Here is a 24,371-nt window from a genome sequence, read left to right on the forward strand (position 1 = left end):
AATTATCATGCCTATCTATGAAATCATCTTTGACTGTGTTGCCACTATATCACGTGAGACGCGACGAAAAGAAAATCCACGCAAATGCGTGGATTTTATGGGATTTGTTGATCTTCAAGAGATACGGTGAGATCGCATGAGACAACAAAATCAAATTACACGTTGAACAGGAAGTTCATCACATCGCCATCTTTAACGATGTATTCTTTGCCTTCTGAGCGCATTTTTCCGGCTTCTTTCGCGCCTTGTTCACCCTTGTAGGTGATGAAGTCTTCATAGGCGATAGTCTGGGCGCGGATGAAGCCTTTTTCGAAGTCGGTGTGAATCTTACCGGCGGCCTGCGGGGCGGTAGCGCCGACAGGGATGGTCCAGGCACGAACTTCTTTCACGCCAGCAGTGAAGTAAGTTTGCAGATTCAGCAGCTCATAGCCCGCACGGATTACGCGGTTCAGACCCGGTTCTTCTAACCCTAACTCAGCCATGAATTCTTCACGGTCAGCATCGTCCAGCTCGGCAATATCCGATTCAACGGCGGCGCAGACGGCCACAACGACAGAACCTTCAGCGGCCGCGATTTCACGCACTTTATCGAGGTATGGATTGTTTTCGAAACCGTCTTCGTTGACGTTGGCGATGTACATCGTTGGTTTCAGCGTCAGGAAGCTCAGGTAGCGGATGGCTGCTTTATCTTCATCGCTTAAATCCAGCGAGCGCAGCATGCCAGCGTTTTCCAACTGCGGTAAACATTTCTCCAGCGCGGCCAGCTCAGCTTTAGCATCTTTATCGCCGCCTTTGGCTCTCTTCTGCACGCGATGAATGGCGCGTTCACAGGTGTCGAGGTCAGACAGTGCTAATTCAGTGTTGATGACTTCGATATCATCAGATGGATCAACTTTGTTGTTGACGTGGATGATGTTGTCGTTTTCGAAGCAGCGTACAACGTGGCCGATGGCTTCCGTTTCACGAATGTTGGTCAGGAACTGGTTACCCAAACCTTCACCTTTGGATGCGCCTTTTACCAGACCGGCGATATCAACAAATTCCATGGTGGTAGGGAGGATACGCTGTGGCTTAACGATTTCAGCCAGCTTGTCCAGACGTGGATCGGGCATCGGTACTACGCCAGTGTTCGGCTCGATGGTACAAAACGGGAAGTTGGCCGCTTCGATGCCGGCTTTGGTCAGCGCATTGAACAGAGTGGATTTACCGACGTTAGGCAGCCCAACGATACCGCATTTGAATCCCATGTTTATATCACCTTAAATAACTTATTAATCAGGCAATTACTATCTCTTGCCTGTCAGAATGGAAATATTTCGGCCGATTATACACGGAATGGCGATTTATCTCGATCTGCCATCCGCATTCTGACCAGATTATGCCGCTTTGAAGGCATGCAAGCGGTTCATCGCTTTGATCATGTCTTCTTTCATCAGGATTTCTGTGCAGCGTACGGCTTCGTCAATGGCATCGTCGATCAGCGTCTGTTCGCTCGTCGGCGGTTTGCCCAGCACAAAACCGGTCACTTTGCTTTTATCACCCGGATGGCCGATACCGATGCGTAAACGATGGAAGTTTGGGTTGTTCCCCAATTTACTGATGATGTCTTTCAGACCGTTATGGCCGCCGTGTCCGCCGCCCAGCTTAAGTTTGGCAATTCCCGGTAATAAATCCAGTTCATCGTGTGCAACCAGAATTTCATCAGGCTGGATGCGGTAGAAGGTGGCCATTGCCGCGACGGCTTTGCCGCTCAGGTTCATGAACGTGGTGGGAACCAGCAGACGTACATCTTGCCCAGCCAGATTCAGGCGGGAGGTGTAACCAAAAAATTTGCTTTCTTCTTTCAGCGGCTGACGGTAAGCGTCCGCCAGACGATCGACAAACCAGGCACCCGCATTATGGCGGGTGGCGGCGTATTCAGCGCCGGGATTCGCCAGGCCGACAATTAATTTAATGCTGCTCACGGTATATTCCAAATTACGTGCTTAAACTGACGCAGGGTAGCGTGATAAACGAAAGCGTTAGTTTACACACCGCATGAGGTATAGCCAAATATCGGTGTTGGAATGTAAAAATAATGTTATTTGTTTAGTGGTGTGATTATTCGGATTTTTGTCTATTTATTTGTTTAAACGTAAAAAAATATTAATCATTCCCCTTATCTGTGATCCCTCCCGCAATCATCTAAGTACGTTATTGTCTATAATTACATCAATAATAAGACAGTAAACAGTAATGGCACTCCGATTCATCCACAGAATTAATCTGGAGGTGGCAGATGAAACGCAAGAACGTGACAGTACTAGGTAATGTATTGATGGGTATCGGGATGATCATGATGATCGGCGGCATCGGTTTTTCTATCGCCAGCCAGTTCCCGAAACTGAATGTTCCTGAATATATGACTTACATTGATCTGGTCAGTATTTTTTCTGGCGCAATATTTTGGTTGGCGGGGGCGCGTATTAGCGGGCGTGAAGAAGTCGCGGATCGTTACTGGTGGGTTAAACACTTTGATAAGCGTTGTCGCCGCCAGCGCCATCAATAACCGTTAATTACCCTACGCTATAAGCATTAATGAAAATGAACAATAGAGCCGCTGTAGCCTCGCTATGGCGGTTTTTTGTTTTTTATCACGTATACACTAAATAATTCGAGTTTCAGGCAGGCGGCAAGGGAAGGAATCCCGAATCACTTACTTAAGTAAGTGATTCGGGTGACAAATCTGCCGGGAGCAGATTTGAACGCTGCTTGCAGCGGCCCTTCAGGGCGAGGCCCACGACGGGCCGAGTATTTGAACGAAGCCAACGCACATGCAACTTGAAGTATGACGTGTAGAGAAATAAGAAAGCCACCTTGTTACAGGTGGCTCCCTCATTATCGTTTTTGATCGATTACTCGATCAGCGGCGATTAATGTTCAAACATTGCAGAAATGGATTCTTCGTTGCTGATACGACGAATCGCTTCGGCCAACATACCGGACAGCGTCAACGTACGAACATTCGGCAGTGAACGAATGTTTTCCGCCAGCGGAATGGTATCGCAGACAATCACTTCATCAATTACAGAGTTCTTGATGTTCTCGTAAGCATTGCCTGAGAAGATCGGGTGTGTGGCATAAGCGAATACACGTTTAGCCCCACGTTCCTTCAGCGCTTCCGCCGCTTTGCACAGTGTGCCGCCGGTGTCGATCATATCGTCAACCAGCACACAGTCACGGCCAGCGACGTCACCGATGATGTGCATCACCTGAGAAACGTTGGCACGCGGACGGCGCTTGTCGATGATCGCCATGTCGGTATCGTTCAGCAGTTTAGCGATTGCGCGGGCACGCACAACGCCACCGATATCTGGAGAAACCACGATCGGGTTTTCCAGATTCTGTTGCAACATGTCTTCCAGCAGGATCGGGCTACCGAATACGTTATCTACCGGGACATCGAAGAAACCCTGAATCTGCTCAGCGTGCAGATCCACAGTCAGAACACGGTCAACACCCACGCTGGACAGGAAGTCAGCAACGACTTTCGCGGTGATTGGCACACGTGCGGAACGCACGCGACGATCCTGACGGGCATAGCCGAAGTAGGGGATAACGGCGGTAATACGTCCCGCGGAAGCGCGACGCAGAGCATCGACCATCACAACCAGTTCCATCAGGTTGTCATTGGTGGGTGCACAGGTGGACTGGATGATGAAAATATCACCACCGCGTACATTTTCATTGATTTGCACGCTGACTTCGCCATCGCTAAAACGACCGACAGCGGCGTCGCCAAGGCTAGTGTACAAACGGTTGGCAATACGTTGTGCTAGTTCCGGGATGGCGTTACCAGCAAAAAGCTTCATATCAGGCACGAGAAGAACCTCAGGCTTGCGTCCAGAGAAATATTGCACCTGCCAAGCAAGGAAGAACAACAGGTACAACATGCATACGGGTGTATGAATTAAGTTTGCTACAGACTGGCCGCATGGCAGCCGGTGTGTGGCAAAACCTAACGTTGCCCAGAAAGCGTACGGTGTAGCGGAGAGATATTAACACCTCTCGCGACGAAACCGTTTAACCATTCCGGGGCCTGGTCAAGCACCTGACGGGCTGCGAACTCGGTGTCAAACTCTGCAAACACACAAGCCCCCGTTCCAGTCAGGCGCGCCGGGGCATATTCTAGCAGCCATGAAAGTAGCTGTTCAACCTCACGAAAACGTTTTCTTGCGATAGCTTCACAATCATTGACGAAGGTCTGGTTTAATAAAGTTTCTAAATCACGAATTGGCGAATTCCGCGTCAACTCAGGATCGCCGAAAATCAACGGCGTGGCAATACTCACGCCAGGGTGAGCGACCAGATACCATTTTTCTGGCGGATTTGCGGGGGTTAACTGCTCGCCAATGCCTTCGGCAAAGGCAGAATGCCCACGAACAAAGACGGGAACATCTGCACCCAATTGCAGCCCCAGTTCGGCCAACGTATCCACGCTCAGCCCGCTTTGCCACAAATGGTTAAGGGCGACCAACACGGTCGCTGCGTTGGATGAACCACCGCCCAGCCCGCCGCCCATCGGAAGACATTTCTCAATACTGATGTCTGCGCCGAACTGATCAGGGCGAATATCGTAGCGTTCGCAGTGCTGTTGTAATAAGCGTGCGGCGCGGACGATCAGGTTTTGCTCGTTCTCTACACCGTCGACAGGGGTAAGCAGATTAATCTGCTCGTCATCACGCGGCCGAATCGTCAAGGTGTCACCGTAATCCAGAAACTGGAATAGCGTTTGCAGCAGGTGATACCCGTCTTTTCTCTGGCCGGTAATATAAAGAAACAGGTTCAGTTTGGCGGGGGCTGGCCATGTCTCGATAACCGTCGGTTGCATCGCTTATTTAACCATCCAGTTATTCATCTTCAGCTTAATACGCTGTTCACCCTGAACCAGCTCCAGACTGGTTGGCAGCGGAGGCGTTAACTCGGTGTTGTAGCTCTGATAGCTGACGTTCCAGTTTTGATTGCCCTGACGATAGGTGATGGTTTTCAGCAGATAGCGTTCATCCAGCGTGAATTCGGTGGCGTCACCTGGGATGCCGAGGATCCACTGGCGCAGATTATTCAGCGGGATCGCCATGCCGGTCAGTTGCTGAATCATGTATTCGGCATCTTTACCCACGTAACGCTTACCCTGATTGTCGGTGATTTGCACGCCGTCAGGCTGAGCACGCAGTTCTAATTCGGTGCTGCCGAGCGGGTTGGTCAGCAGCAGTCGATAACGCTGCGGCGGTGTGTCCTGCCAGAAGAAATTGGCTGATACTCTTTTACTATCGGAGATATAGGCAAAAGCGCCGCGCGTCTGATATTGGCTGAGCTGCTGGACCTTTTGCTGATGCTGTTGCCACTCTGGCGAGGTGGGGCTTTTACCCGTTTGGGTCGGTTGATTAATGCTACAGGCGGCAAGCAATACGCTGGCTAAAGGCAGTAAACGCAGGCATCGGACGGTTTTGGTTGGCATGTCGGTCGTATCCTGTAAATGAACGAAGTCCGTGAAATACGTCACGCTAACGGGCTTACCGCTCAGCGTCAATGATTGTTATTCGTTAATGGCGTTTATTGTTTTTTGTCAAAAAGTGACTACCTCAGACGAGGTGTATCGCGTGCTGTCGCTTTTCTTGCACTCCTGCATCAAGTAGAATGCGATTCAAACGAAATCCATACTAAGACCGGTATTACTCAGAAACAGCCTAATGACCCTGCTTGCGCTTGGTATTAATCACAAAACCGCACCGGTTTCTCTGCGTGAACGTGTTGTGTTCTCACCAGATAAACTCGGGGTGGCCCTCGACAGTCTGCTACAGCAACCGCTGGTGCAGGGCGGCGTTGTGCTGTCTACCTGCAATCGCACGGAACTCTATCTTAGCGTTGACGAACAGGAAAACCAGCGTGAGCAACTGATTCGCTGGCTGTGTGAATATCATCAACTGCGCCCGGAAGAGGTCAACGGCAGCCTGTACTGGCATCAGGATAACGCGGCAGTTAGCCATTTGATGCGTGTTGCCAGCGGTCTGGATTCTCTGGTGTTAGGCGAACCGCAGATTTTGGGGCAGGTGAAGAAGGCGTTTGCCGAATCACAGCGTGGTCATTCCTTGTCCAGCGAGCTGGAGCGCCTGTTCCAGAAATCTTTTACCGTGGCCAAACGTGTTCGTACGGAAACGGATATCGGTGCCAGCGCGGTGTCGGTGGCATTTGCCGCCTGTACGCTGGCGCGGCAGATTTTTGAATCACTGTCGGATGTCACGGTGCTGCTGGTTGGTGCCGGAGAAACCATTGAACTGGTCGCCCGCTATCTTCGCGAGCACAAAGTACAGAAAATGGTGATTGCGAACCGCACCCGAGAACGCGCGCAGGCGCTGGCAGCGGAAGTGGGCGCAGAAGTCATCACGCTGGCAGAGCTGGACGAACAGCTCGTTCAGGCCGATATCGTGATCAGTTCAACGGCAAGTACGTTGCCGATTATCGGAAAAGGGATGATGGAACGGACGCTGAAGGCGAGACGGAATCAGCCAATGCTGATGGTGGATATTGCGGTTCCGCGCGATATTGAGCCGGAAGTCGGCAAATTGCCGAACGTTTATCTCTACAGTGTGGACGATCTGCACGCCATCATTCAGCATAACCTTGCGCAGCGCAAAGCAGCGGCGGTTCAGGCTGAATCTATCGTGCAGCAGGAAAGCTCTGACTTCATGGCGTGGCTGCGTGCGCAGTCCGCGGTGGAGACCATTCGCGATTATCGTGCTCAAGCCGATGAATTACGTGCGGAAATGACGGCCAAGGCGCTGGCTGCCATCCAACAAGGCAATGACGTTGAAGCGGTGATTCAGGAACTAACACACCGTTTAACCAACCGTCTGATTCACGCGCCGACCAAATCCCTTCAGCAAGCCGCTCGTGATGGCGACCAACACCGGTTACAAATTTTACGTGACAGCCTTGGGCTGGACTAGCATTCATCTCTATTACAGGATTTAACCGCCCGCATGAAGCCTTCTATTGTTGCTAAACTGGAAGCGTTACAAGAACGCCATGAAGAAGTCCAGGCGTTACTCGGTGAGCCCAGCGTCATCGCTGATATGGATCGCTTTCGCACGTTGTCGCGAGAATATGCGCAGCTCACTGATATTACCCGCTGTTTCCAGCAATGGCAGCAGGCGCAAGAGGATCAGCAAACCGCAGAAATGATGCTGGACGATCCTGAAATGCGCGATATGGCGCAGGAAGAGTTGAAAGAAAGCAAAGCGACAATTGAAGCACTGGAGCAGCAGCTTCAGGTGCTGTTGTTGCCGAAAGATCCCGACGATGAGCGCGGCTGTTTTCTGGAAGTGCGCGCCGGAACGGGCGGTGACGAAGCGGCGATCTTTGCCGGTGACCTGTTCCGTATGTACAGTCGTTATGCTGAATCACGCCGCTGGCGCGTTGAGGTGGTAAGCGCCAGCGATGGTGAACATGGCGGCTATAAAGAAGTTATCGCCAAAATCTCCGGTGACGGTGTGTACGGTCAGCTCAAATTTGAATCCGGCGGTCATCGCGTTCAGCGCGTTCCCGCAACGGAATCTCAAGGACGCATTCATACCTCGGCCTGTACGGTCGCCGTGATGGCGGAAGTGCCGGAAGCGGAGATGCCGGACATCAACCCGGCGGATTTACGCATCGATACCTTCCGCTCTTCTGGCGCGGGCGGTCAGCACGTTAACACCACCGATTCCGCTATCCGTATTACCCACTTGCCAACCGGTATTGTCGTGGAGTGTCAGGACGAGCGTTCACAGCACAAAAACAAAGCCAAAGCGCTGTCGGTGCTGGGGGCGCGTATTCGTGCCGCAGAAGTGCAGAAACGTCAGCAGGAAGAAGCGTCAACTCGTCGTAACCTGCTCGGCAGCGGCGATCGTTCTGACCGTATCCGGACCTACAACTTCCCACAGGGAAGGGTGACCGATCACCGCATTAACCTGACGCTGTACCGGCTGGATGAAGTCATGGAAGGGAAGCTGGACACGCTAATTCAACCAGTTGTGCAGGAATACCAGGCCGATCAGCTTGCTGCGTTGTCCGAGCAGGAATAATGACGTATCAGGATTGGTTAATCTCTGCCGCGGCGCAGCTCGCGGCGGGAGAAAGTCCGAAGCGAGATGCGGAAATTTTGCTGGGATTTGTGACTGGCAAGTCCCGCACGTTCCTGCTGGCGTTTGGTGAAACTGAGCTGAACGCGGCTGAACAGCAGCAGTTAACTGAGTTGCTGCTGCGTCGTGAACAGGGGGAACCTATCGCCTATTTGATCGGCGTGCGCGAGTTCTGGTCACTGCCGCTGGCCGTTTCACCCGCCACGCTGATTCCTCGTCCCGATACCGAATGTCTGGTTGAACAAGCCTTGCTACGCCTACCTCAAACGCCGTGTGCTGTGCTGGATCTGGGCACGGGAACCGGCGCGATTGCGCTGGCGCTGGCGAGTGAACGGCGTGATTGCCGGGTGACTGGCGTCGATGTCCAACCCGATGCCGTTGCGTTAGCGACAAAAAACGCCCAGCAATTGGGGCTCGACAACGCCCATTTCTTATCCGGAAGCTGGTATTCACCGCTTGATCATACGCGCTTTGCGCTTATCGCCAGTAATCCCCCGTATATTGATGCCGATGATGTGCATCTGTCGCAGGGCGATGTCCGTTTTGAACCTGCCAGCGCGCTGATTGCCGCCGACAACGGACTGGCGGATTTACGCACCATTATTGAATCTGCGCCGCATTATTTGGACGACGGTGGCTGGCTGCTGCTGGAACATGGCTGGCAGCAGGCTGATGCGGTGCGTCAGCTATTGCAGGCCCGAGGATTTACACAAATAGAAACCTGTCAGGACTATGGTGGCAATGACCGTGTGTCGTTAGGACGCTGGTCGGATACCCCAATTTATTAGGAGCAATGGACGTGATAACTCTTTATCCAGCCACGATATATCTGCATCTGGCAACGGTTGGCATTAGTATCTCCCTGTTTGTGATTCGTTTTTTTTGGCTGTGCCGACAATCCGCTATGCTGCAACAGCGCTGGGTGAAAATCCTGCCGCATATTAACGACACCTTGTTATTAATCAGCGGTATTGGTTTAATCACGCTTAGCCATACGTATCCGTTTACTCCCGAGCAAAGCTGGCTGACGGAAAAACTGTTTGGCGTTATCATTTATATCCTTCTTGGCGCTATCGCCTTGGGGAAACGCCCCCGTAGCCAGAACGTTCGCTGGTTGGCGTTTGTATCTGCTTTAATATGCTTTGGTGTGGTCGTGCTGCTGGCACTGACGCAGTCACCGTTGCTGATGGAATAATTATGAGTGCTATTGCTGATTTTGAATTCAACCAGTCACTGCTAAGTGATGGTGTCGTGTTGGTTTCACAGGCGATTCGCCGCGACTTTCCCGCTCAGGATGTGCGGCAAAATCTGCAACAGCTGGTTGAGAACGCTCGGGCTGCTATTCCTGACGACCTTGAGCAAGATCTTCAGCTTGAAAAGCTGATTGAGCTGTTTTATCACACTTGGGGATTCGGCGGTGCGGGCGGTGTTTATCGTCTTTCTGATGCGCTGTGGCTGGATCAGGTGCTTGAATCTCGTCAGGGTATGCCTGTATCGCTTGGCGTTATCTTTCTGCATATCGCCAATGAGCTTGGCCTGCCGCTGATGCCGGTGATTTTCCCGACGCAGCTGATTCTGCGCGCCGACTGGCTCGACGAAGAGATGTGGCTGATCAATCCGCTAAATGGCGATACGTTAAGCGAGCATGTGCTGGAAGTCTGGCTGAAAGGTAATATCGGTCCGTCAACCCGCCTGCTCGATGAAGATCTGGATGAAGCTGAAAACGTTCTGATCGTACGTAAAATGCTCGACACGCTGAAAGTCGCTCTGATGGAAGAAAAGCAGATGGAGCTGGCGTTGAGAGCCAGCGAAGCGGTGTTGCAGTTTGACCCGGACGATCCCTATGAAATCCGCGATCGCGGCCTGATTTATGCTCAACTGGACTGCGACCATATTGCGCTGTCCGATCTCAACTATTTCGTTGAACAGTGCCCGGAAGATCCGGTGAGTGAAATGATAAAAGTGCAGATTCACTCGATAGAGCAGAAACAGATTGTCTTGCATTAAAAAAACAGTCTTACATTAAGAACCCGTTTTGCAGTAATGCTACGTTAATTTATTTCCCGACATGAAGGTAAAAGTATGACGAATAAAGTGGTCAAGATAGGGGATATCCCCGTCGCCAACGATCTGCCTTTTGTGCTGTTTGGCGGCATGAATGTTCTTGAATCACGCGATCTGGCGATGCGCATTTGTGAGCATTACGTCACGGTCACGCAGAAGTTGGGCATTCCATACGTGTTCAAGGCGTCATTCGATAAGGCTAATCGTTCCTCTATTCACTCTTACCGTGGTCCTGGTCTGGAAGAAGGGATGAAAATCTTCCAGGAACTGAAACAGACCTTTGGCGTAAAAATTATCACTGACGTGCATGAATCGCATCAGGCTCAGCCCGTTGCCGATGTTGTTGATGTGATCCAGCTTCCTGCGTTTTTGGCGCGCCAAACCGATCTGGTGGAAGCGATGGCGAAAACCGGTGCGGTGATCAACGTGAAAAAACCGCAATTCGTCAGCCCGGGTCAAATGGGTAACATCGTCGATAAATTCATCGAAGGTGGCAACGATCAGGTGATTCTGTGCGATCGCGGCAGCAACTTCGGTTACGACAATCTGGTTGTCGATATGCTGGGCTTCAATGTCATGAAGCAGGCTTCCAACGGTGCGCCGGTGATTTTTGACGTTACACATGCGCTACAGTGCCGCGACCCGTTTGGTGCGGCGTCCGGTGGCCGTCGTGGACAGGTAACTGAGCTGGCGCGTGCCGGTATGGCCGTCGGTCTGGCAGGGCTATTTATTGAAGCTCACCCGGATCCTGCGAATGCGAAATGTGATGGTCCGTCTGCGCTGCCGCTGGATAAACTGGAGCCGTTCCTGCAACAGATCAAAGCGATTGACGATCTGGTGAAAAGCTTCCCAGAACTGGATACCAGCAAGTAATCTTACTCAAACAAAAAACCCGCAATATCGCGGGTTTTTGTGTTTATAACGTTCGTCGTTTTCTACGACACAGCGCGATGGCTGTTATTTATAAAGGTCGGCGCTGATCGTGAGGTTGTTGCCTTTACCTTCCCACTGTCTGGTAATGTGGTAGTACTTAGCACCTTTCTCGCCTGCGCGTTTAGCAACGGCTTCAGACACCTGCGTCATGTTGGTGTAGTTGCCGCGGAATTTAATCGAATCGAAAGGCACCATCTGCGCTGCCGTGGCATTGTTCAGTTCCTGAATTTTGGAACCATCCGCTAGCGTTACCGTGTAACGTCCGCCTTTTGACGATTGTGTTTCGAAGAAATTACCTACGTTGCGGCTAGGGCTGCCAGAGCTGGCAACACCAGGGATTTCCACCTTGGCGGCTTCTGCACCACCTGCAGCCAGCGCCGCACGGCCTGCATCAGAATCCGCAGGGATGACGTCGGTGCTCTGGGTCTGGCGCTTCGGTGCGTCGGCTTTATAAATGTAGGCAGTAATTTTTTGGTTACCGCTATTCGAGTTCACATCAACCTGACGAACGATGTAGAACGAATCGGCATTTTTCTCTTTTGCTGCTTTCGCAATGGCGTCGTTCACGTCCGGTTGGCTGCGGAAGAATCCGCCAACGGTGACGGTGTCATAGGGTTCTAACCCGTACGCCACATCTTTCGGCAGCTCTTTCACACCGTAGAAGGTGCGGAATTGGACATCCTGATTCGCCTTTGGCGCATCTTTGCGATACAGGTCGACCGTGACATTCCAGTTGCCGCTCGAATTAGCGTCATCCATCGCTTGTACATAAAATGACTCTGCGCCCAACTTGTCGGCGCGTTTTGAGGCTGCGGCTACCGCTTCATTGATCGCGTTAAAACGTCCTTTAAACGTAATTCGTTCAAAGGGTTGCAGGGATTCTGCCTGCTCAGGCGTCAGTTCCTGTGCAGCCTGCGCTGAAAATGCCGAGAGTGATAACAACAATGTAGATGCAATAACAGTAGTCTTCAGCTTCATAAAAAATCCTTTCGCCTTCCTGCCACTCGAATTATTTAAGGTATAGCAATCAACCTGTAACGGAATAGGGCTGATTATCGCACGGAATAAATTCTTGTGCTTTAGCATTTTCAGCGGGCTGAAAAGCCATGATACTTCGGCTCGCAACAAGAAAAGTGCTAATAATAACGGTTAATGATTGTTTTGACATCATAAGGGATATTTATACAATTTATCGCATTAACAACCTTGTAACACATCGTTTTTGTGAAACAGCCCAGAAAAATACTTCTGTAATAATGCTACAAAAGGCAGAGAAGAGCATGATTTTCGACCAAGAAAGGCTGACAGAACCTGTGATAACTCGGCTTTTCTGTGAAATTCATTTTATTTATGGATCATCGATCACATTTTCAGTACGTTATAAATGAATTCGCCTACAGTGAGGCGCCTCAAAAAACGAGTGGTAAGAAGATGATAAGACCCTCTTCCTACCGCGTGAATGCGGGATATAGGGTGCAGTAGGTCTCGGCGAATTCGTATAACAGAATAGGGTGAGAATAATAACCTTCGTTAAAATAAGCGAAAAGGGTATCAGCATGCGTATTGGTGTACCAAGAGAGCGGTTGGCCAATGAAGCCCGTGTAGCAGCGACGCCGAAAACGGTTGAACAGCTGCTGAAACTGGGCTTTACGGTCTCGATAGAACGTGAAGCGGGAAAACTGGCAAGTTTTGACGATGCGGCATACGAAGAAGCCGGTGCGTCGATTGTTGACAGTTCGGAAGTCTGGCAAGCCGATATCGTCCTGAAGGTGAATGCGCCGCAGGATGATGAAATCGAACTGACCCGAGCGGGCAGTACGGTTGTCAGCTTTATCTGGCCAGCGCAGAACCCAGAGCTGCTGGCGAAGCTGGCTGCCCGTCAGGTGACGGTGATGGCGATGGATTCCGTGCCGCGTATTTCGCGCGCGCAGTCACTGGATGCGCTCAGCTCGATGGCTAACATCGCGGGCTATCGTGCCATCGTTGAAGCTGCTCACGAGTTTGGCCGCTTCTTTACCGGGCAGATTACCGCCGCAGGTAAGGTTCCGCCTGCTAAGGTTATGATTATCGGGGCTGGCGTGGCCGGTTTGGCTGCGATCGGTGCCGCAGGTAGCTTAGGTGCTATCGTTCGTGCTTTTGATACCCGCCCTGAAGTAAAAGAGCAGGTTAAGAGCATGGGTGCTGAGTTCCTCGAACTCGACTTTGAAGAAGAAGCAGGCAGCGGCGACGGCTACGCCAAAGTCATGTCTGAAGCCTTTATCAAAGCCGAAATGGAACTGTTTGCCGCTCAGGCAAAAGAAGTCGATATTATCGTCACTACCGCACTGATCCCTGGAAAACCGGCACCGCGCCTGATCACCAAAGAAATGGTGCTCAGCATGAAGCCCGGTAGCGTGATTGTCGATTTAGCGGCACAAACGGGCGGGAACTGTGAATTGACCGTAGCCGATCGCGTCACCGTGACGGAAAACGGCGTCAAAATTATCGGTTACACCGATTTACCTAGCCGTCTGCCGACGCAATCCTCACAGCTTTACGGTACGAACCTGGTTAACCTGCTGAAATTACTCTGCAAAGAGAAAGACGGCGAGATCGACGTCGATTTTGACGATACCGTGATTCGTGGCGTGACCGTCATTAAAGAAGGTGAGATCACCTGGCCGGCACCGCCTATTCAGGTTTCCGCACAGCCACAGCAGGCAAAACCTGCCGCTGCAATGGTGAAGGAAGAAGCCAAACCGACGTCGCCGTGGAAGAAATATGCGTTCCTCGTGATCGCCATCCTGCTGTTTGGCTGGCTGGCCGATGTTGCGCCTAAAGAGTTCTTGTCTCACTTCACCGTTTTTGCGCTGTCCTGCGTGGTGGGTTATTACGTTGTCTGGAATGTCAGCCACGCCTTGCACACGCCATTGATGTCAGTCACTAACGCCATATCAGGCATTATCGTTGTCGGAGCATTGTTGCAGATCGGCCACGGCGGATGGGTGTCGTTCTTCTCATTCATTGCCGTATTGATCGCCAGCATCAATATTTTCGGTGGTTTCACCGTGACTCAGCGCATGCTGAAAATGTTCCGTAAAAACTAAGGGGTAACACATGTCTGGTGGATTAGTAACTGCTGCATACATTGTTGCCGCAATTCTCTTTATTTTCAGTTTGGCTGGGTTGTCCAAGCACGAAACGTCGCAACAAGGGAACATCTTTGGTATCAGCGGGATGGCGCTTGCGTTGATCGCGACGATTCTGGGGCCGGATTCTGGCAACGTGGGTTGGATCATCGTCGCCATGGCGATCGGTGGATCAATCGGTATTTATCTGGCGCGTAAGGTCGAAATGACCGAAATGCCCGAGCTGGTCGCGATTCTCCACAGCTTTGTGGGCTTGGCTGCGGTACTGGTTGGCTTTAACAGCTTCCTCGATCACGGTGAAATTACCGATCCGGTGATGGTCAATATCCATTTGACGGAAGTCTTTCTGGGTATCTTCATCGGTGCTGTGACTTTCACGGGGTCCGTTGTTGCTTTCGGTAAGCTGCGCGGCAAGATCTCTTCTAAGCCGTTGATGCTGCCTCATCGCCATAAAATGAATCTGGCGGCGATGGTTGTGTCCTTCCTGCTGCTGCTGGTTTTCGTCAATACGGGCAGTGTAGCGCTGCAGGTGCTGGCGCTGATCCTGATGACGGCGATTGCACTGGTATTTGGCTGGCATCTGGTTGCATCGATTGGCGGTGCGGACATGCCGGTCGTCGTTTCTATGCTGAACTCCTACTCCGGTTGGGCGGCAGCGGCAGCGGGCTTCATGCTGAGCAATGACCTGCTGATCGTGACCGGTGCTCTGGTAGGTTCTTCGGGTGCGATTCTGTCTTACATCATGTGTAAAGCGATGAACCGTTCCTTTATCAGCGTGATTGCCGGTGGTTTTGGTACGGATGGTGTGTCCTCTGGTGAGAGTGAAGAAGTGGGTGAATACCGCGAGGCTTCAGCAGAAGACGTGGCTGATTTACTCAAGAACTCCACTTCCGTCATCATCACACCGGGATACGGTATGGCCGTCGCGCAGGCGCAGTATCCTGTGCATGACATCACAGCAAAACTGCGCGCACGTGGCATTAACGTTCGCTTTGGTATTCACCCAGTTGCAGGGCGTCTGCCTGGTCACATGAACGTGCTGTTGGCTGAAGCAAAAGTACCTTACGACATCGTATTGGAAATGGATGAAATTAATGATGATTTCACCGATACCGATACTGTACTGGTCATTGGCGCGAATGACACCGTTAACCCGGCGGCGCAAGAAGATCCACATAGCCCAATCGCTGGCATGCCAGTGCTGGAAGTGTGGAAAGCGCAGAATGTTATCGTGTTCAAGCGCTCCATGAATACCGGTTACGCTGGCGTACAGAATCCGCTGTTCTTTAAAGAGAACACGCAGATGCTGTTTGGCGATGCCAAAGACAGCGTTGAGGCGATTCTGAAAGCGCTGTAAGCGTGACGAGAAGTAGATAACGAAAGGGGCGAAGTCGCCCCTTTTTTACGTCTCAAATATAGTGATGCGCAGCATCGCCAAAAAATAATGCCAGCACTGAGGCTGGCATTATTTGATGTTGAGCGTGATGACACGAGCAATCAGCTGTTATCACCGTCTTCGAGCGTAATCGGTGACACGAAGTCATCGGGTTTGATAGCAAGTAAATCGCACTTCAAGTGATCGATAACATGCTCGACGGTGTTACCGATAAAGGCAGCGGACAGGCCGGTTCTGCCCAGCGACCCTAACACCACGACGCCCGCTTGCAGATGCTCCGCCAGATCGGGTATCACTTCTTCCGGCAACCCTTTTTCCACGTGCGTTACGCGTTCATCCAGGCCGAATTTCTGCCGTAGCGACTTCATGGCGATAAGGTGCTGCCCTCGAATTGCATCGTTGTAGACGCTGGGATCGAAATCAGGCAGTTCAATGGCGATATTGATGGGGGTAACAGGGTAGGCACCGACCAGATGGACCTCAGTCTGATCAACATGCTGTGCCAGCTCCAGCGTTTCCGATACCAGTTTGATATTGAGCGGATCGTGATATGGGTCTTCGCTAGCCAGATTGACGGCAACTAACGCGCGACCTTCGACTGGCCAAGGCTGGTCTTTTACCATCCACACGGGGCAAGGGCATTTACGCAGTAACTGCCAGTCGGTTGGCGTAAAGATAACGGCTTCCAGACGATCGTGCTGATGCGCCATCTTCAACAACAGGTCGTGCTGACCGGAAATCACTTCCCGGATAATGGCTTCAAAGGGCTTGTTGTGCCACACCACTTTGATTTCTATCGAAACGCCCGCTTCGATGTAGTATTTGCACTGTTCCGCAATCCACTCGGTTCGTTGCTGAATAACGCCCTGACGCATTTCAACCCGTTCATCGGGAGAAAGCAGGGTTGTCATTTCATAAGAGAAATCATAAATCGGCAGAAATGCCTTGATACGGCCGCCAAGTCGCTGAACCAGGTAAACCGCCCGACGCAGCGCTGGTTGGTCATCCTGATTTGGGTCAATAGCTACCAGTAAGTTCTGATACTTTGCCATAGCTCCTCCAAACAGCTGTTACTCCACAGCCTGTCATTCAAGAGTACCGCAATGGAATCGTTTTGGACAACAGAGATAAGCCGCAGAATAACAAAATAGGAAATATCACGGATGGGGAGGAAAAGAGGAGGGTAACATTGACGTTGCTACAGTAAAAATGCGGCAACGTCAAATAGTTAGGCTGGAAAGATTACTTGCGTGAAGAGCCTGCTAATTCGGAAAGCGCATCCAGATTCTCGATCGTGATGTATTTTCCTTTTACCGCCAGCGTACCACTTTTCTGGAAACGCCCCAGCAGACGGCTGATGGTTTCAACGGTCAGCCCCAGATAGTTGCCGATATCACCGCGCGTCATGGTCAGACGGAACTCACGCGGCGAGAAACCACGTTGAGCGAAACGGCGGGAAAGGTTGTAGACAAACGCCGCCAGACGCTCTTCAGCATTCTTCTTCGACAGCAGCAGAATCATGTCCTGATCGCCACGGATTTCGCCGCTCATCAGGCGCATCATCTGTTGGCGCAGGTTAGGCATTTTCCCTGAGAGATCGTCCAGCGTCTCGAAAGGAATTTCGCAAACCATTGAGGTTTCCAGTGCCTGTGCGAAGCTCGGGTGTTGGGCTGTACCGATAGCATCAAAGCCCACCAGGTCACCCGCCAGATGAAAACCGGTAATCTGCTCGTCACCTTGCTCCGTGATGGTATAGCTTTTTATCGTACCGGAGCGGATAGCGTACAGCGACCTCAGTTCATCGCCAGCCTTAAACAGCGCCTGCCCCTTCTGGATAGGCTTCTTCCTTTCAATGATGTTGTCGAGCTGATCGAGCTCGTGTTCATTCAGGGTGAAAGGAATGCATAGCTGACTGATACTGCAATCCTGACAGTGGATTGCACAACCGCCAGACTGGATGCGTCGGATAATTCGCTTTTCCGGGATCATAGGCTTTGCTCAGGCAATAATTGATATTGGTCAATTTTAACAGCTTTTATCGGCTCTGATAAGACCGGCAATCACCGGAATAGACCAATAAATAGTGAACTAACTATAATTTTTCGATTTTTCTGGGAAATATTCCGATATATAAGATCCGTGCGGAGGTAATATTTTTGTCTATTACGTTACAGTACGGTTAACACATTGATTAATCCGAATCGCTTACGATGATAAGCAATTCGGAGGACATGTTCGCGTGTCGCGAAGCGTAAAATTATAACGGCAAACTATTCAATCTAGGTAAATAGTTGTCGAGGTAAATAACCTTCGTGAGCGAGCAGCCACTGTTTACGGTGAATGCCACCCGCATAGCCCGTCAGCGCACCGCCTGTACCGATGACGCGATGGCACGGAACCACGATGCTGACAGGGTTGGAGCCATTTGCCATGCCAACCGCACGCGCTGCACCGGTGCGTCCCAGTAGCGTTGCGAGTTCGCCGTACGTGGTAATTTCTCCACAGGGGATTCGACGTAATTCCTTCCAGACCTGCTGTTGGAATTCGGTCCCTACAGAAGCAACGGGCAGCGTATCAATAATCGCTAATTCACCATCAAAATAGCGTTGCAGGCTTTCTGTCAGGCCACCGGGATTATGACGCGGCTGTAACGAAAAGGGATCATTTCGATAACTGCGATTGAGCAGGCGAAATAAATCATCTTCATACTCGCGCCACTCGACGGCACGCAAATGATTATTTTCATCCGCAATAATCAATAACTCCCCAAGCGGAGTTGCCATAGTGTCCTGAAAAAAAATCTGCATAGTGATTCCTTACGCGCTTATCGCTTTCTTGCTTCTCTCATAAGTTACGTGCTGATTATCCGGCATCCTCCGACGGATTGAAAATAAAATGCGAGATATGTCACGCGGTAAGGTGAAAAAAGAGAAAACCGTCACGCTCGTCACTCGTGTTGGGTCACGCTACGTGAGAGCGAATCCCGTTGACGTACGAACACGTAAGAGAGGCAACGCACATCCAACATAAGGCATGGGGATACACTTCTTCTAACATTGCCAATAAAATCAATCGTTAATGTAGGAAATGCTCAATTTGTATTTATGAGAGATGGAACATGTCAATCTTCATCCTAGTGCCAGACAACATCACTACATGGCAATAATATGAAGGTGAACGATGTTGGGATGCTCTATTTTTTTATGGCAAAGGCATAAGCGTGTGGGTATGGCTTGTCATAATGAAAATCACTCAGCCAGCCCCTTGCCAGTCAATCCGGTAAACGTTTTAGCGTCCTGTTTTGATGTACGAATAGCTATGTGTCCTACGTTATTTGGAGGAAATGCGCAGAATGAAAAAAAAATATGCCGTAGTGGGAACGGGAGGCCGAGCGGGCCTTTATCTGGAGTCGATCGCCAGGGATTATCAGGATCAGGGACAGTTTGTTGCTTTTTGCGATACAAACCAGACGCGAATGAATTACGCCAACCAGATTGTCCATAAATATGGACACGATAATGTGCCAACGTACCGCGCCGAACAGTTTGAACAGATGATCGCGGAAACCAAGCCGGATGTGGTTATTGTGACGTCTCTGGATCGGACGCATCATCACTATATTATCCGGGCAATGGAATTGGGCTGTGATGTCATCAGTGAAAAACCGATGACGATTGATGAAGAGAAATGCCAGGCGATTATCGATGCGATTAACCGTACTGGCCGTAAATTGCGCGTGACCTTTAATTACCGCTACGCCCCGCATCACAGTAAAGTCCGTGAATTAATTGCCGCTGGGGTGATTGGCGAAGTCTATTCTGTTCACTTTGAGTGGCTGCTAAATACCGAGCACGGAGCGGATTATTTCCGTCGCTGGCACCGTGACAAACGCAATAGTGGCGGGTTGTTGGTACACAAATCCACGCACCATTTTGATCTGGTGAATTTCTGGCTGAATAGCGAGCCGGAAACGGTCTATGCGCAGGGGGATTTACGTTTTTACGGTAAAGCGAATGCCGAAGCGCGCGGTGTCACAGAATTTTATTCCCGTTCACATAATAGCGCGGCGGCAGAAAACGACCCGTTTGCGCTGCACATGAATAAAAGCGAACAGCTAACCGCCTTATATTTAGACGCCGAACATGAAGACGGCTATTACCGTGATAAAAGCGTGTTCGATGACGGTATTAATATTGAAGATGTACTGGGTGTGATGGTGCGCTATAAGAGCAAAGCTATCATGACGTACTCATTAAACGCCTATTTACCCTGGGAAGGGCTGAACGTGGTGTTTAATGGCAGCAAGGGCCGGTTAGAAATGAAACTGGTAGAAAAATCTTATGTAAACGGAGGCGGACAAAAAGAGGATGAAGGTGCGCTGAATGAATGTGAAATAAAGATCTATCCGATGTTTGACGAGCCTTATGTCGTACCGGTTGAATTTAAAGCGGGCGGACACGGCGGCGGCGATCAGGTCATGTTGAACGATCTGTTTGGGACACCGGAACCCGATCCATTACATCGCGCAGCAGATTATCGTGATGGGGCCATGTCTATTTTAACTGGCATCGCTGCCAATCGATCATTACGCACCGAACTGCCAGTGAAAATAAGCGAACTGGCCGTTAACCTGAAAAGAGGGAATTAATCAGAGTTCCTGCCATTTCAGGCAGAACATGCTTCCGCATCCGTAGTACCTGTCTGTCCGCATACTGGCAGACAGGTGGAAACCTCCGAATACTATTATAAGGGTTCTATTATGGCGAAAACACGGAACAAATTATCTCACCTACTCCTGCTCTGTGCTGCGCTGCCCGTGGGCGCGGCATTTTCTCACTCCGCTGACGCCGCCGAGATCCGTATCTCCTGGTGGGGGGGCAATCAGCGGCATGAGGCGACACTCGCGGCAATTAACGCGTTCCAAAAAGCTAACCCGACGATTACCGTCAAAGCCGAATATGCTGGCTGGGATGGCTACCTTTCCCGTCTGTCAACCCAGATGGCAGGGGGGCAAGAACCTGATGTGATTCGTATCGACTGGAACTGGCTGCCGCAGTTTTCCCGCAATGGCGACGGCTTTTATGATTTGAATAAGCAAAAAGATATTCTGGGGCTGGGAGATTTTCCGCCTAACGCCCTGAAAACGGCAGACGTAAAAGGGAAGCTACAAGGTCTCCCGATTTCGATGACGTCCCGCAGCATGATTTACAATAAAACCACCTGGGATAAAGCAGGCATCGCCTATCCGCAAACCTGGGATGAGCTGTTTGCCGCTGGTCCGGTGTTTAAACAAAAACTAGGCGACAATTATTACCCACTTGGCGTTGCTCAAGGTTCAAGCGATGTGCTGGATATTCTGACGCTCGGCCGTAGTTACATGGCACAGAAATACGGCATTGATATGATCGATGAGAAGAAGCAGAGCATTGCCTATAGCCGCGATCAGGTACGGGAACTCTTCGGCTTCTATAAAAAGCTGGTTGATTCCCACGTGATACCCGATCAGCGCTATTTCTCCTCATTCGGCCGTACCAACGTCTATGAAATTCGCCCCTGGATTAACGGTGAATTAGCCGGGATGTATTTATGGGATTCGGCCATCTATACCTACTCCAGCAATATGCCGAAGGATGCAGTGCTGGAAACCGGGCCGTTCCTCACCATGCCCAATGCCAAAGATTCGGGGCTGATCTCCAAACCGTCTTCACTGTTCGCCATCAGCAAGAACAGTAAGCATCCTAAAGAGGCGGCGATGCTGATGAGTTTCATGCTGAGTAACCCGGAGGGCGTGAAGGCATTAGGATTGCAAAACGGGATGCCTGCTAACCCGAAAGCGCAAAAACTGCTGGAGGATATCGGCGTGATCAACCCTGGTAACCTGTTAGCGAATGCCTATCGGGCGGCAGCGGAGCAGCCTGCGACTAAGGTACCTGTTTCACCGTTTATGGAAAATCAGGAATTGGTTCAGCTGTGGACGAGCAGTCTGCAAAAACTGGATTACGGTAACGGAGAGGTGAATAAGGTTGCCGATGATTTCCTGAACAGCGCTAACCGTATATTAAAACGTGCTATCCGCTAACCACTGCTGTTAATGTGCGATGCCATGTCGAAACGAGATGGCATCGCACGTCTTAAACGTTACGCCTTACTTAATCACACCACACGCCATTCTGGCTCCGCCACCGCCCAGTTTTGCTGGCGTGTCCGCGTAGTTATCACCGCCAACGTGAACCATCAACGCATGGTTTTTCACCTCAGACAGTGATTTTATCCGGGGAGCCAGAATCGGATAGGTTGACGTGCCATCTGCATTCACGACCAGACCGGGCAGGTCGCCCAAATGTCCCTGATCGTTATAAGGGCCAAGGTGTTTGCCGGTTTTTTTCGGATCGAGATGACCACCTGCCGCCAGAGCGGGAACCGGTTTGCCGTCTTGCTCGGCAGGTTCACAGCTGGCATTTTCATGCACATGGAACCCATGAATACCTGCTTCTAATCCCTTCAGATTCGGCGTGAAAAGCAGGCCGTACGGCGTTTCCGCAATGGATACCTCACCGATACTTCCACCCGTGCCCGTTGGCAGTGCTTCATTCAGCGTCACCGTGGTGCTTGCCGCGAAGGTGGAACAGGAAAAGAACACGCCTGTCAGGATAAGTGCCTTCAGTTTCATTGTCTTTTGCCTCTTAGGGTTGAGTGTAGAGAATCAGTCGCGATGCTTTGTGCTCATGGTCTTTCTGCGGTGAGCTGTACCGTGCTAATAGTGCGTGCGCGAAAGCCCGCCTCACAATAGCAAAGGTAAAACACCCACAGGCGTTGGAACGTTTCATCAAAGCCCTGATCACTCAGCATATGCCACTGCTGATAAAAGCGTTGCCGCCATTCGCTGAGGGTGCGGGCATAGTCCTGACCGATATCAAACAGGTCGCGGGTGATAAAGTCGGTATGCCGCGTCATGGTGGTGGTCATCGCAGTAATCGAGGGCAGAAAACCGCCGGGGAAAATATAACGCTGGATAAAATCGACATTGCGGCTGTAGTGACGGTAGCGCTGATCGGCAATCGTGATCGCCTGAAGCACCATGCGGCCTTGTGGACGCAACAGTTGCTGGCAGCGCTTGAAGAAGGTGGGCAAATAAGCCTTTCCGACCGCCTCAATCATTTCGACCGACACCAGTTTGTCATACTGACCAGTTAAGGCGCGGTAATCCTGCAGCAGAACTGTGACTTTATGGCTCAGTCCCGCGTGTTGAATGCGCTCAACCGCGTAGTCATACTGCTGTTGCGACAGCGTGGTGGTGGTGACATGGCAGCCATATTCACGCGCGGCCAGCTCGGCTAATCCTCCCCAGCCCGTGCCAATTTCCAGTAAGTGATCCGCTTCACAGAGCACCAACTGTTCGCAGAGGCGACACAGCTTGGCGCGCTGTGCGTCTTCCAGCGTCATGTCGGGGTGCTGATACCAGGCGCTGGAGTAGAGCATCTCGCTATCGAGAAAGCTGCGGTAAAAATGGTTGCCCAGATCGTAATGGGCGGCAATATTTTTCTGTGCCTGCTGCGGACGATTACGACGACACCAGTGGATGACACGATGAAATGGCCCCATCAACCAGCCAAAGCGCGTTTCAAGCGTATCGACTAGCGCCTGATTCTGCGCCAAAAGCTGGAGAACGAGTGTGAGGTTGCTTGAGCTCCAGTCGCCATCGATATAGCTTTCACCCGCAGCGATGCTGCCACCCAGCAAGACACGGCGATAAACACGGTGGTTATGTATCGTGATTTCACCTTGCAGTGCCGCGTGCCGATCCCCGAATAACGTTTCATTGCCTTCTGGTTCGTGAAGGCGCAACCCTCCGCCTTCGATTCGACTAAGCAGAAGAAAGACCACTTTTTTGGCCCGCGTATAGCGAGCGGTATTGCTCGGATGACGTACCAGCTGTGTTTCCGTTGAACTCATGGGCTGTCCTTCTTTCCAGACTGCGGATGGGGATAAATGGGTGAGCGTTTAATCCACAGTTTCAAAGCCTGCCAATATATGGTGCAGGCGGTTTTCATCGTCATTAACGGCAGAGACCAAAGCTGAGCGCGCAGGGCGGTACGAGTGAGTGGCTGACGATGCAGCACCAGCGTCGCGTCAAACTCGCGTCCTTGTCTGTGGTTCTCGATGTGGATCCGCAGACGCGCATCGGGCGGCGTGAGTCGCCAGTGATACACCATATCCATCGGATTAAAAGGCGACACATGAAACGCTTTGGAAACCGGCGTAGAACCATCGGGAACGACGGCGTAAGTATGGCGTTCGTTCCAGGGCGTATTACGCACTTCTGCCAATAACCAGCGTAGCTCGTTATGCTCATCGTACAAATAATAGAAATTGACCGGGTTGAAATAGCAGCCCAGATACCGTAGCTGGCACAGCAATAGCACCTTCCCCGTGAGGCGTTCTCCGGTCAGTTCTGCAATCCGATCCTGCGCTTTGGTTTTGATATCGCCGCCACCGAGGTAATCACCACGACAAAATGACGCAGGGGAAAAGCGCTCCAGCGCAATACCGACATGCGGCAAAGCGGGAATCTCATCTAAATCGATTAACGTCATGAATAACGCATAGTCGAAACGATGCGTGACGGGCGTGAAGCGTCGATGACGAACCTTGCCAACATATAAGGCGCTATTCATCTTGCACGCTCTGATG

General features: G+C 51.1%; 23 protein-coding genes. 11 read left to right on the top strand and 12 right to left on the bottom strand.

Features of this window, described 5'->3' with window-relative positions:
• Window positions 1-155 precede the first annotated feature (155 nt).
• Both ychF and pth read right to left on the bottom strand, forming a co-directional pair.
• Entirely contained in the window at window positions 156-1,247 is a 1,092-nt protein-coding gene (gene ychF, locus ACIPUG_RS01700) for a redox-regulated ATPase YchF (RefSeq protein ID WP_039529179.1), read from the bottom strand.
• Window positions 1,248-1,376: 129 nt separating this feature from the next.
• Window positions 1,377-1,964, bottom strand: coding sequence for an aminoacyl-tRNA hydrolase (gene pth, locus ACIPUG_RS01705; protein ID WP_010274897.1), 588 nt, complete (start codon window positions 1,962-1,964; stop codon window positions 1,377-1,379).
• Between the two features lie 314 nt (window positions 1,965-2,278).
• On the opposite strand from pth, the gene ychH reads away from it, so the two are divergent.
• Entirely contained in the window at window positions 2,279-2,548 is a 270-nt protein-coding gene (ychH, locus tag ACIPUG_RS01710) for a stress-induced protein YchH (protein WP_014915433.1), read from the top strand.
• Window positions 2,549-2,912: 364 nt separating this feature from the next.
• Here the strand turns inward: ychH and prs are convergent, their stop codons facing one another.
• The 3 genes from prs to lolB form a co-directional block, all read right to left on the bottom strand.
• Window positions 2,913-3,860 (bottom strand): ribose-phosphate diphosphokinase, encoded by a 948-nt coding sequence (prs, locus tag ACIPUG_RS01715; RefSeq protein WP_010274915.1) that lies wholly within the window; start codon window positions 3,858-3,860, stop codon window positions 2,913-2,915.
• A 137-nt stretch (window positions 3,861-3,997) separates the two neighbouring features.
• The gene (gene ispE, locus ACIPUG_RS01720) at window positions 3,998-4,870 is read right to left on the bottom strand and encodes a 4-(cytidine 5'-diphospho)-2-C-methyl-D-erythritol kinase (protein WP_400337072.1); all 873 of its coding nucleotides are present in this window, start codon (window positions 4,868-4,870) and stop codon (window positions 3,998-4,000) included.
• Window positions 4,871-4,873: 3 nt separating this feature from the next.
• A complete protein-coding gene (lolB, locus tag ACIPUG_RS01725) occupies window positions 4,874-5,497 on the bottom strand; it encodes a lipoprotein insertase outer membrane protein LolB (protein WP_039288033.1) in 624 nt (207 codons plus the stop codon).
• 232 nt (window positions 5,498-5,729) lie between these two features.
• On the opposite strand from lolB, the gene hemA reads away from it, so the two are divergent.
• From hemA to kdsA, 6 genes are all read left to right on the top strand, one after another.
• Window positions 5,730-6,986, top strand: coding sequence for a glutamyl-tRNA reductase (gene hemA, locus ACIPUG_RS01730; RefSeq protein WP_205591354.1), 1,257 nt, complete (start codon window positions 5,730-5,732; stop codon window positions 6,984-6,986).
• A gap of 33 nt (window positions 6,987-7,019) precedes the next feature.
• The gene (prfA, locus tag ACIPUG_RS01735; RefSeq protein WP_014915429.1) at window positions 7,020-8,102 is read left to right on the top strand and encodes a peptide chain release factor 1; all 1,083 of its coding nucleotides are present in this window, start codon (window positions 7,020-7,022) and stop codon (window positions 8,100-8,102) included.
• Entirely contained in the window at window positions 8,102-8,947 is an 846-nt protein-coding gene (gene prmC / locus ACIPUG_RS01740; RefSeq protein WP_119871743.1) for a peptide chain release factor N(5)-glutamine methyltransferase, read from the top strand. The genes prfA and prmC overlap by 1 nt, the downstream gene beginning before the upstream one ends.
• A 5-nt stretch (window positions 8,948-8,952) precedes the next feature.
• Window positions 8,953-9,354, top strand: coding sequence for a SirB2 family protein (locus ACIPUG_RS01745; protein ID WP_010274936.1), 402 nt, complete (start codon window positions 8,953-8,955; stop codon window positions 9,352-9,354).
• A gap of 2 nt (window positions 9,355-9,356) precedes the next feature.
• Window positions 9,357-10,166 carry an invasion regulator SirB1 gene (sirB1, locus tag ACIPUG_RS01750; RefSeq protein WP_010274939.1) on the top strand — a complete coding sequence of 270 codons (810 nt, stop codon included), beginning with the start codon at window positions 9,357-9,359 and terminating at the stop codon, window positions 10,164-10,166.
• Between the two features lie 75 nt (window positions 10,167-10,241).
• Window positions 10,242-11,096 carry a 3-deoxy-8-phosphooctulonate synthase gene (kdsA, locus tag ACIPUG_RS01755; protein ID WP_014915425.1) on the top strand — a complete coding sequence of 285 codons (855 nt, stop codon included), beginning with the start codon at window positions 10,242-10,244 and terminating at the stop codon, window positions 11,094-11,096.
• An 84-nt stretch (window positions 11,097-11,180) separates the two neighbouring features.
• On the opposite strand, the gene ydgH is transcribed toward kdsA, so the two are convergent.
• Window positions 11,181-12,134 (bottom strand): DUF1471 family protein YdgH, encoded by a 954-nt coding sequence (ydgH, locus tag ACIPUG_RS01760; RefSeq protein ID WP_039275051.1) that lies wholly within the window; start codon window positions 12,132-12,134, stop codon window positions 11,181-11,183.
• Between the two features lie 578 nt (window positions 12,135-12,712).
• Here ydgH and pntA point away from each other — a divergent pair.
• Both pntA and pntB read left to right on the top strand, forming a co-directional pair.
• Window positions 12,713-14,242 (top strand): Re/Si-specific NAD(P)(+) transhydrogenase subunit alpha, encoded by a 1,530-nt coding sequence (gene pntA, locus ACIPUG_RS01765; protein ID WP_039501008.1) that lies wholly within the window; start codon window positions 12,713-12,715, stop codon window positions 14,240-14,242.
• 10 nt (window positions 14,243-14,252) lie between these two features.
• The gene (pntB, locus tag ACIPUG_RS01770) at window positions 14,253-15,641 is read left to right on the top strand and encodes a Re/Si-specific NAD(P)(+) transhydrogenase subunit beta (RefSeq protein ID WP_014915422.1); all 1,389 of its coding nucleotides are present in this window, start codon (window positions 14,253-14,255) and stop codon (window positions 15,639-15,641) included.
• A gap of 140 nt (window positions 15,642-15,781) precedes the next feature.
• On the opposite strand, the gene uspE is transcribed toward pntB, so the two are convergent.
• From uspE to ogt, 3 genes are all read right to left on the bottom strand, one after another.
• Entirely contained in the window at window positions 15,782-16,732 is a 951-nt protein-coding gene (uspE, locus tag ACIPUG_RS01775) for a universal stress protein UspE (RefSeq protein ID WP_014915421.1), read from the bottom strand.
• A gap of 190 nt (window positions 16,733-16,922) precedes the next feature.
• Window positions 16,923-17,669, bottom strand: a complete 747-nt coding sequence (gene fnr, locus ACIPUG_RS01780; protein WP_010274971.1) for a fumarate/nitrate reduction transcriptional regulator Fnr — start codon at window positions 17,667-17,669, stop codon at window positions 16,923-16,925.
• A 290-nt stretch (window positions 17,670-17,959) separates the two neighbouring features.
• Entirely contained in the window at window positions 17,960-18,487 is a 528-nt protein-coding gene (gene ogt / locus ACIPUG_RS01785; protein WP_014915420.1) for a methylated-DNA--[protein]-cysteine S-methyltransferase, read from the bottom strand.
• Window positions 18,488-19,032: 545 nt separating this feature from the next.
• Here ogt and ACIPUG_RS01790 point away from each other — a divergent pair.
• Together ACIPUG_RS01790 and ACIPUG_RS01795 are read left to right on the top strand one after the other, a co-directional pair.
• Window positions 19,033-20,328 (top strand): Gfo/Idh/MocA family oxidoreductase, encoded by a 1,296-nt coding sequence (locus ACIPUG_RS01790; RefSeq protein ID WP_010274975.1) that lies wholly within the window; start codon window positions 19,033-19,035, stop codon window positions 20,326-20,328.
• Window positions 20,329-20,439: 111 nt separating this feature from the next.
• Window positions 20,440-21,759 carry an ABC transporter substrate-binding protein gene (locus ACIPUG_RS01795; protein ID WP_039463913.1) on the top strand — a complete coding sequence of 440 codons (1,320 nt, stop codon included), beginning with the start codon at window positions 20,440-20,442 and terminating at the stop codon, window positions 21,757-21,759.
• A 66-nt stretch (window positions 21,760-21,825) separates the two neighbouring features.
• Here the strand turns inward: ACIPUG_RS01795 and sodC are convergent, their stop codons facing one another.
• The 3 genes from sodC to ACIPUG_RS01810 are packed head-to-tail and all read right to left on the bottom strand — an operon-like array spanning window position 21,826 to window position 24,355.
• Window positions 21,826-22,350, bottom strand: a complete 525-nt coding sequence (sodC, locus tag ACIPUG_RS01800; RefSeq protein ID WP_014915417.1) for a superoxide dismutase family protein — start codon at window positions 22,348-22,350, stop codon at window positions 21,826-21,828.
• 53 nt (window positions 22,351-22,403) lie between these two features.
• Window positions 22,404-23,633 carry a class I SAM-dependent methyltransferase gene (locus ACIPUG_RS01805; protein ID WP_400337075.1) on the bottom strand — a complete coding sequence of 410 codons (1,230 nt, stop codon included), beginning with the start codon at window positions 23,631-23,633 and terminating at the stop codon, window positions 22,404-22,406.
• Window positions 23,630-24,355: a DUF1365 domain-containing protein gene (locus ACIPUG_RS01810; protein WP_205595152.1), complete on the bottom strand. Its 726-nt coding sequence runs from the start codon at window positions 24,353-24,355 to the stop codon at window positions 23,630-23,632. Before ACIPUG_RS01810 ends, ACIPUG_RS01805 begins: the two co-directional genes overlap by 4 nt.
• Window positions 24,356-24,371: the final 16 nt, after the last annotated feature.

Source organism: Pectobacterium sp. CHL-2024 (assembly GCF_044751765.1).
Lineage (GTDB): Bacteria > Pseudomonadota > Gammaproteobacteria > Enterobacterales > Enterobacteriaceae > Pectobacterium > Pectobacterium brasiliense.

Excerpts from the sequence above, each read along its gene's own strand:
- ychF (WP_039529179.1), bottom strand. The coding sequence starts at position 1,247 with ATGGGATTCAAATGCGGTATCGTTGGGCTGCCTAACGTCGGTAAATCC.
- ychH (WP_014915433.1), top strand. The coding sequence starts at position 2,279 with ATGAAACGCAAGAACGTGACAGTACTAGGTAATGTATTGATGGGTATC.
- ispE (WP_400337072.1), bottom strand. The coding sequence starts at position 4,870 with ATGCAACCGACGGTTATCGAGACATGGCCAGCCCCCGCCAAACTGAAC.
- lolB (WP_039288033.1), bottom strand. The coding sequence starts at position 5,497 with ATGCCAACCAAAACCGTCCGATGCCTGCGTTTACTGCCTTTAGCCAGC.
- hemA (WP_205591354.1), top strand. The coding sequence starts at position 5,730 with ATGACCCTGCTTGCGCTTGGTATTAATCACAAAACCGCACCGGTTTCT.
- prfA (WP_014915429.1), top strand. The coding sequence starts at position 7,020 with ATGAAGCCTTCTATTGTTGCTAAACTGGAAGCGTTACAAGAACGCCAT.
- prmC (WP_119871743.1), top strand. The coding sequence starts at position 8,102 with ATGACGTATCAGGATTGGTTAATCTCTGCCGCGGCGCAGCTCGCGGCG.
- ACIPUG_RS01745 (WP_010274936.1), top strand. The coding sequence starts at position 8,953 with ATGGACGTGATAACTCTTTATCCAGCCACGATATATCTGCATCTGGCA.
- sirB1 (WP_010274939.1), top strand. The coding sequence starts at position 9,357 with ATGAGTGCTATTGCTGATTTTGAATTCAACCAGTCACTGCTAAGTGAT.
- kdsA (WP_014915425.1), top strand. The coding sequence starts at position 10,242 with ATGACGAATAAAGTGGTCAAGATAGGGGATATCCCCGTCGCCAACGAT.
- ydgH (WP_039275051.1), bottom strand. The coding sequence starts at position 12,134 with ATGAAGCTGAAGACTACTGTTATTGCATCTACATTGTTGTTATCACTC.
- pntA (WP_039501008.1), top strand. The coding sequence starts at position 12,713 with ATGCGTATTGGTGTACCAAGAGAGCGGTTGGCCAATGAAGCCCGTGTA.
- pntB (WP_014915422.1), top strand. The coding sequence starts at position 14,253 with ATGTCTGGTGGATTAGTAACTGCTGCATACATTGTTGCCGCAATTCTC.
- uspE (WP_014915421.1), bottom strand. The coding sequence starts at position 16,732 with ATGGCAAAGTATCAGAACTTACTGGTAGCTATTGACCCAAATCAGGAT.
- fnr (WP_010274971.1), bottom strand. The coding sequence starts at position 17,669 with ATGATCCCGGAAAAGCGAATTATCCGACGCATCCAGTCTGGCGGTTGT.
- ogt (WP_014915420.1), bottom strand. The coding sequence starts at position 18,487 with ATGCAGATTTTTTTTCAGGACACTATGGCAACTCCGCTTGGGGAGTTA.
- ACIPUG_RS01790 (WP_010274975.1), top strand. The coding sequence starts at position 19,033 with ATGAAAAAAAAATATGCCGTAGTGGGAACGGGAGGCCGAGCGGGCCTT.
- ACIPUG_RS01795 (WP_039463913.1), top strand. The coding sequence starts at position 20,440 with ATGGCGAAAACACGGAACAAATTATCTCACCTACTCCTGCTCTGTGCT.
- sodC (WP_014915417.1), bottom strand. The coding sequence starts at position 22,350 with ATGAAACTGAAGGCACTTATCCTGACAGGCGTGTTCTTTTCCTGTTCC.
- ACIPUG_RS01805 (WP_400337075.1), bottom strand. The coding sequence starts at position 23,633 with ATGAGTTCAACGGAAACACAGCTGGTACGTCATCCGAGCAATACCGCT.
- ACIPUG_RS01810 (WP_205595152.1), bottom strand. The coding sequence starts at position 24,355 with ATGAATAGCGCCTTATATGTTGGCAAGGTTCGTCATCGACGCTTCACG.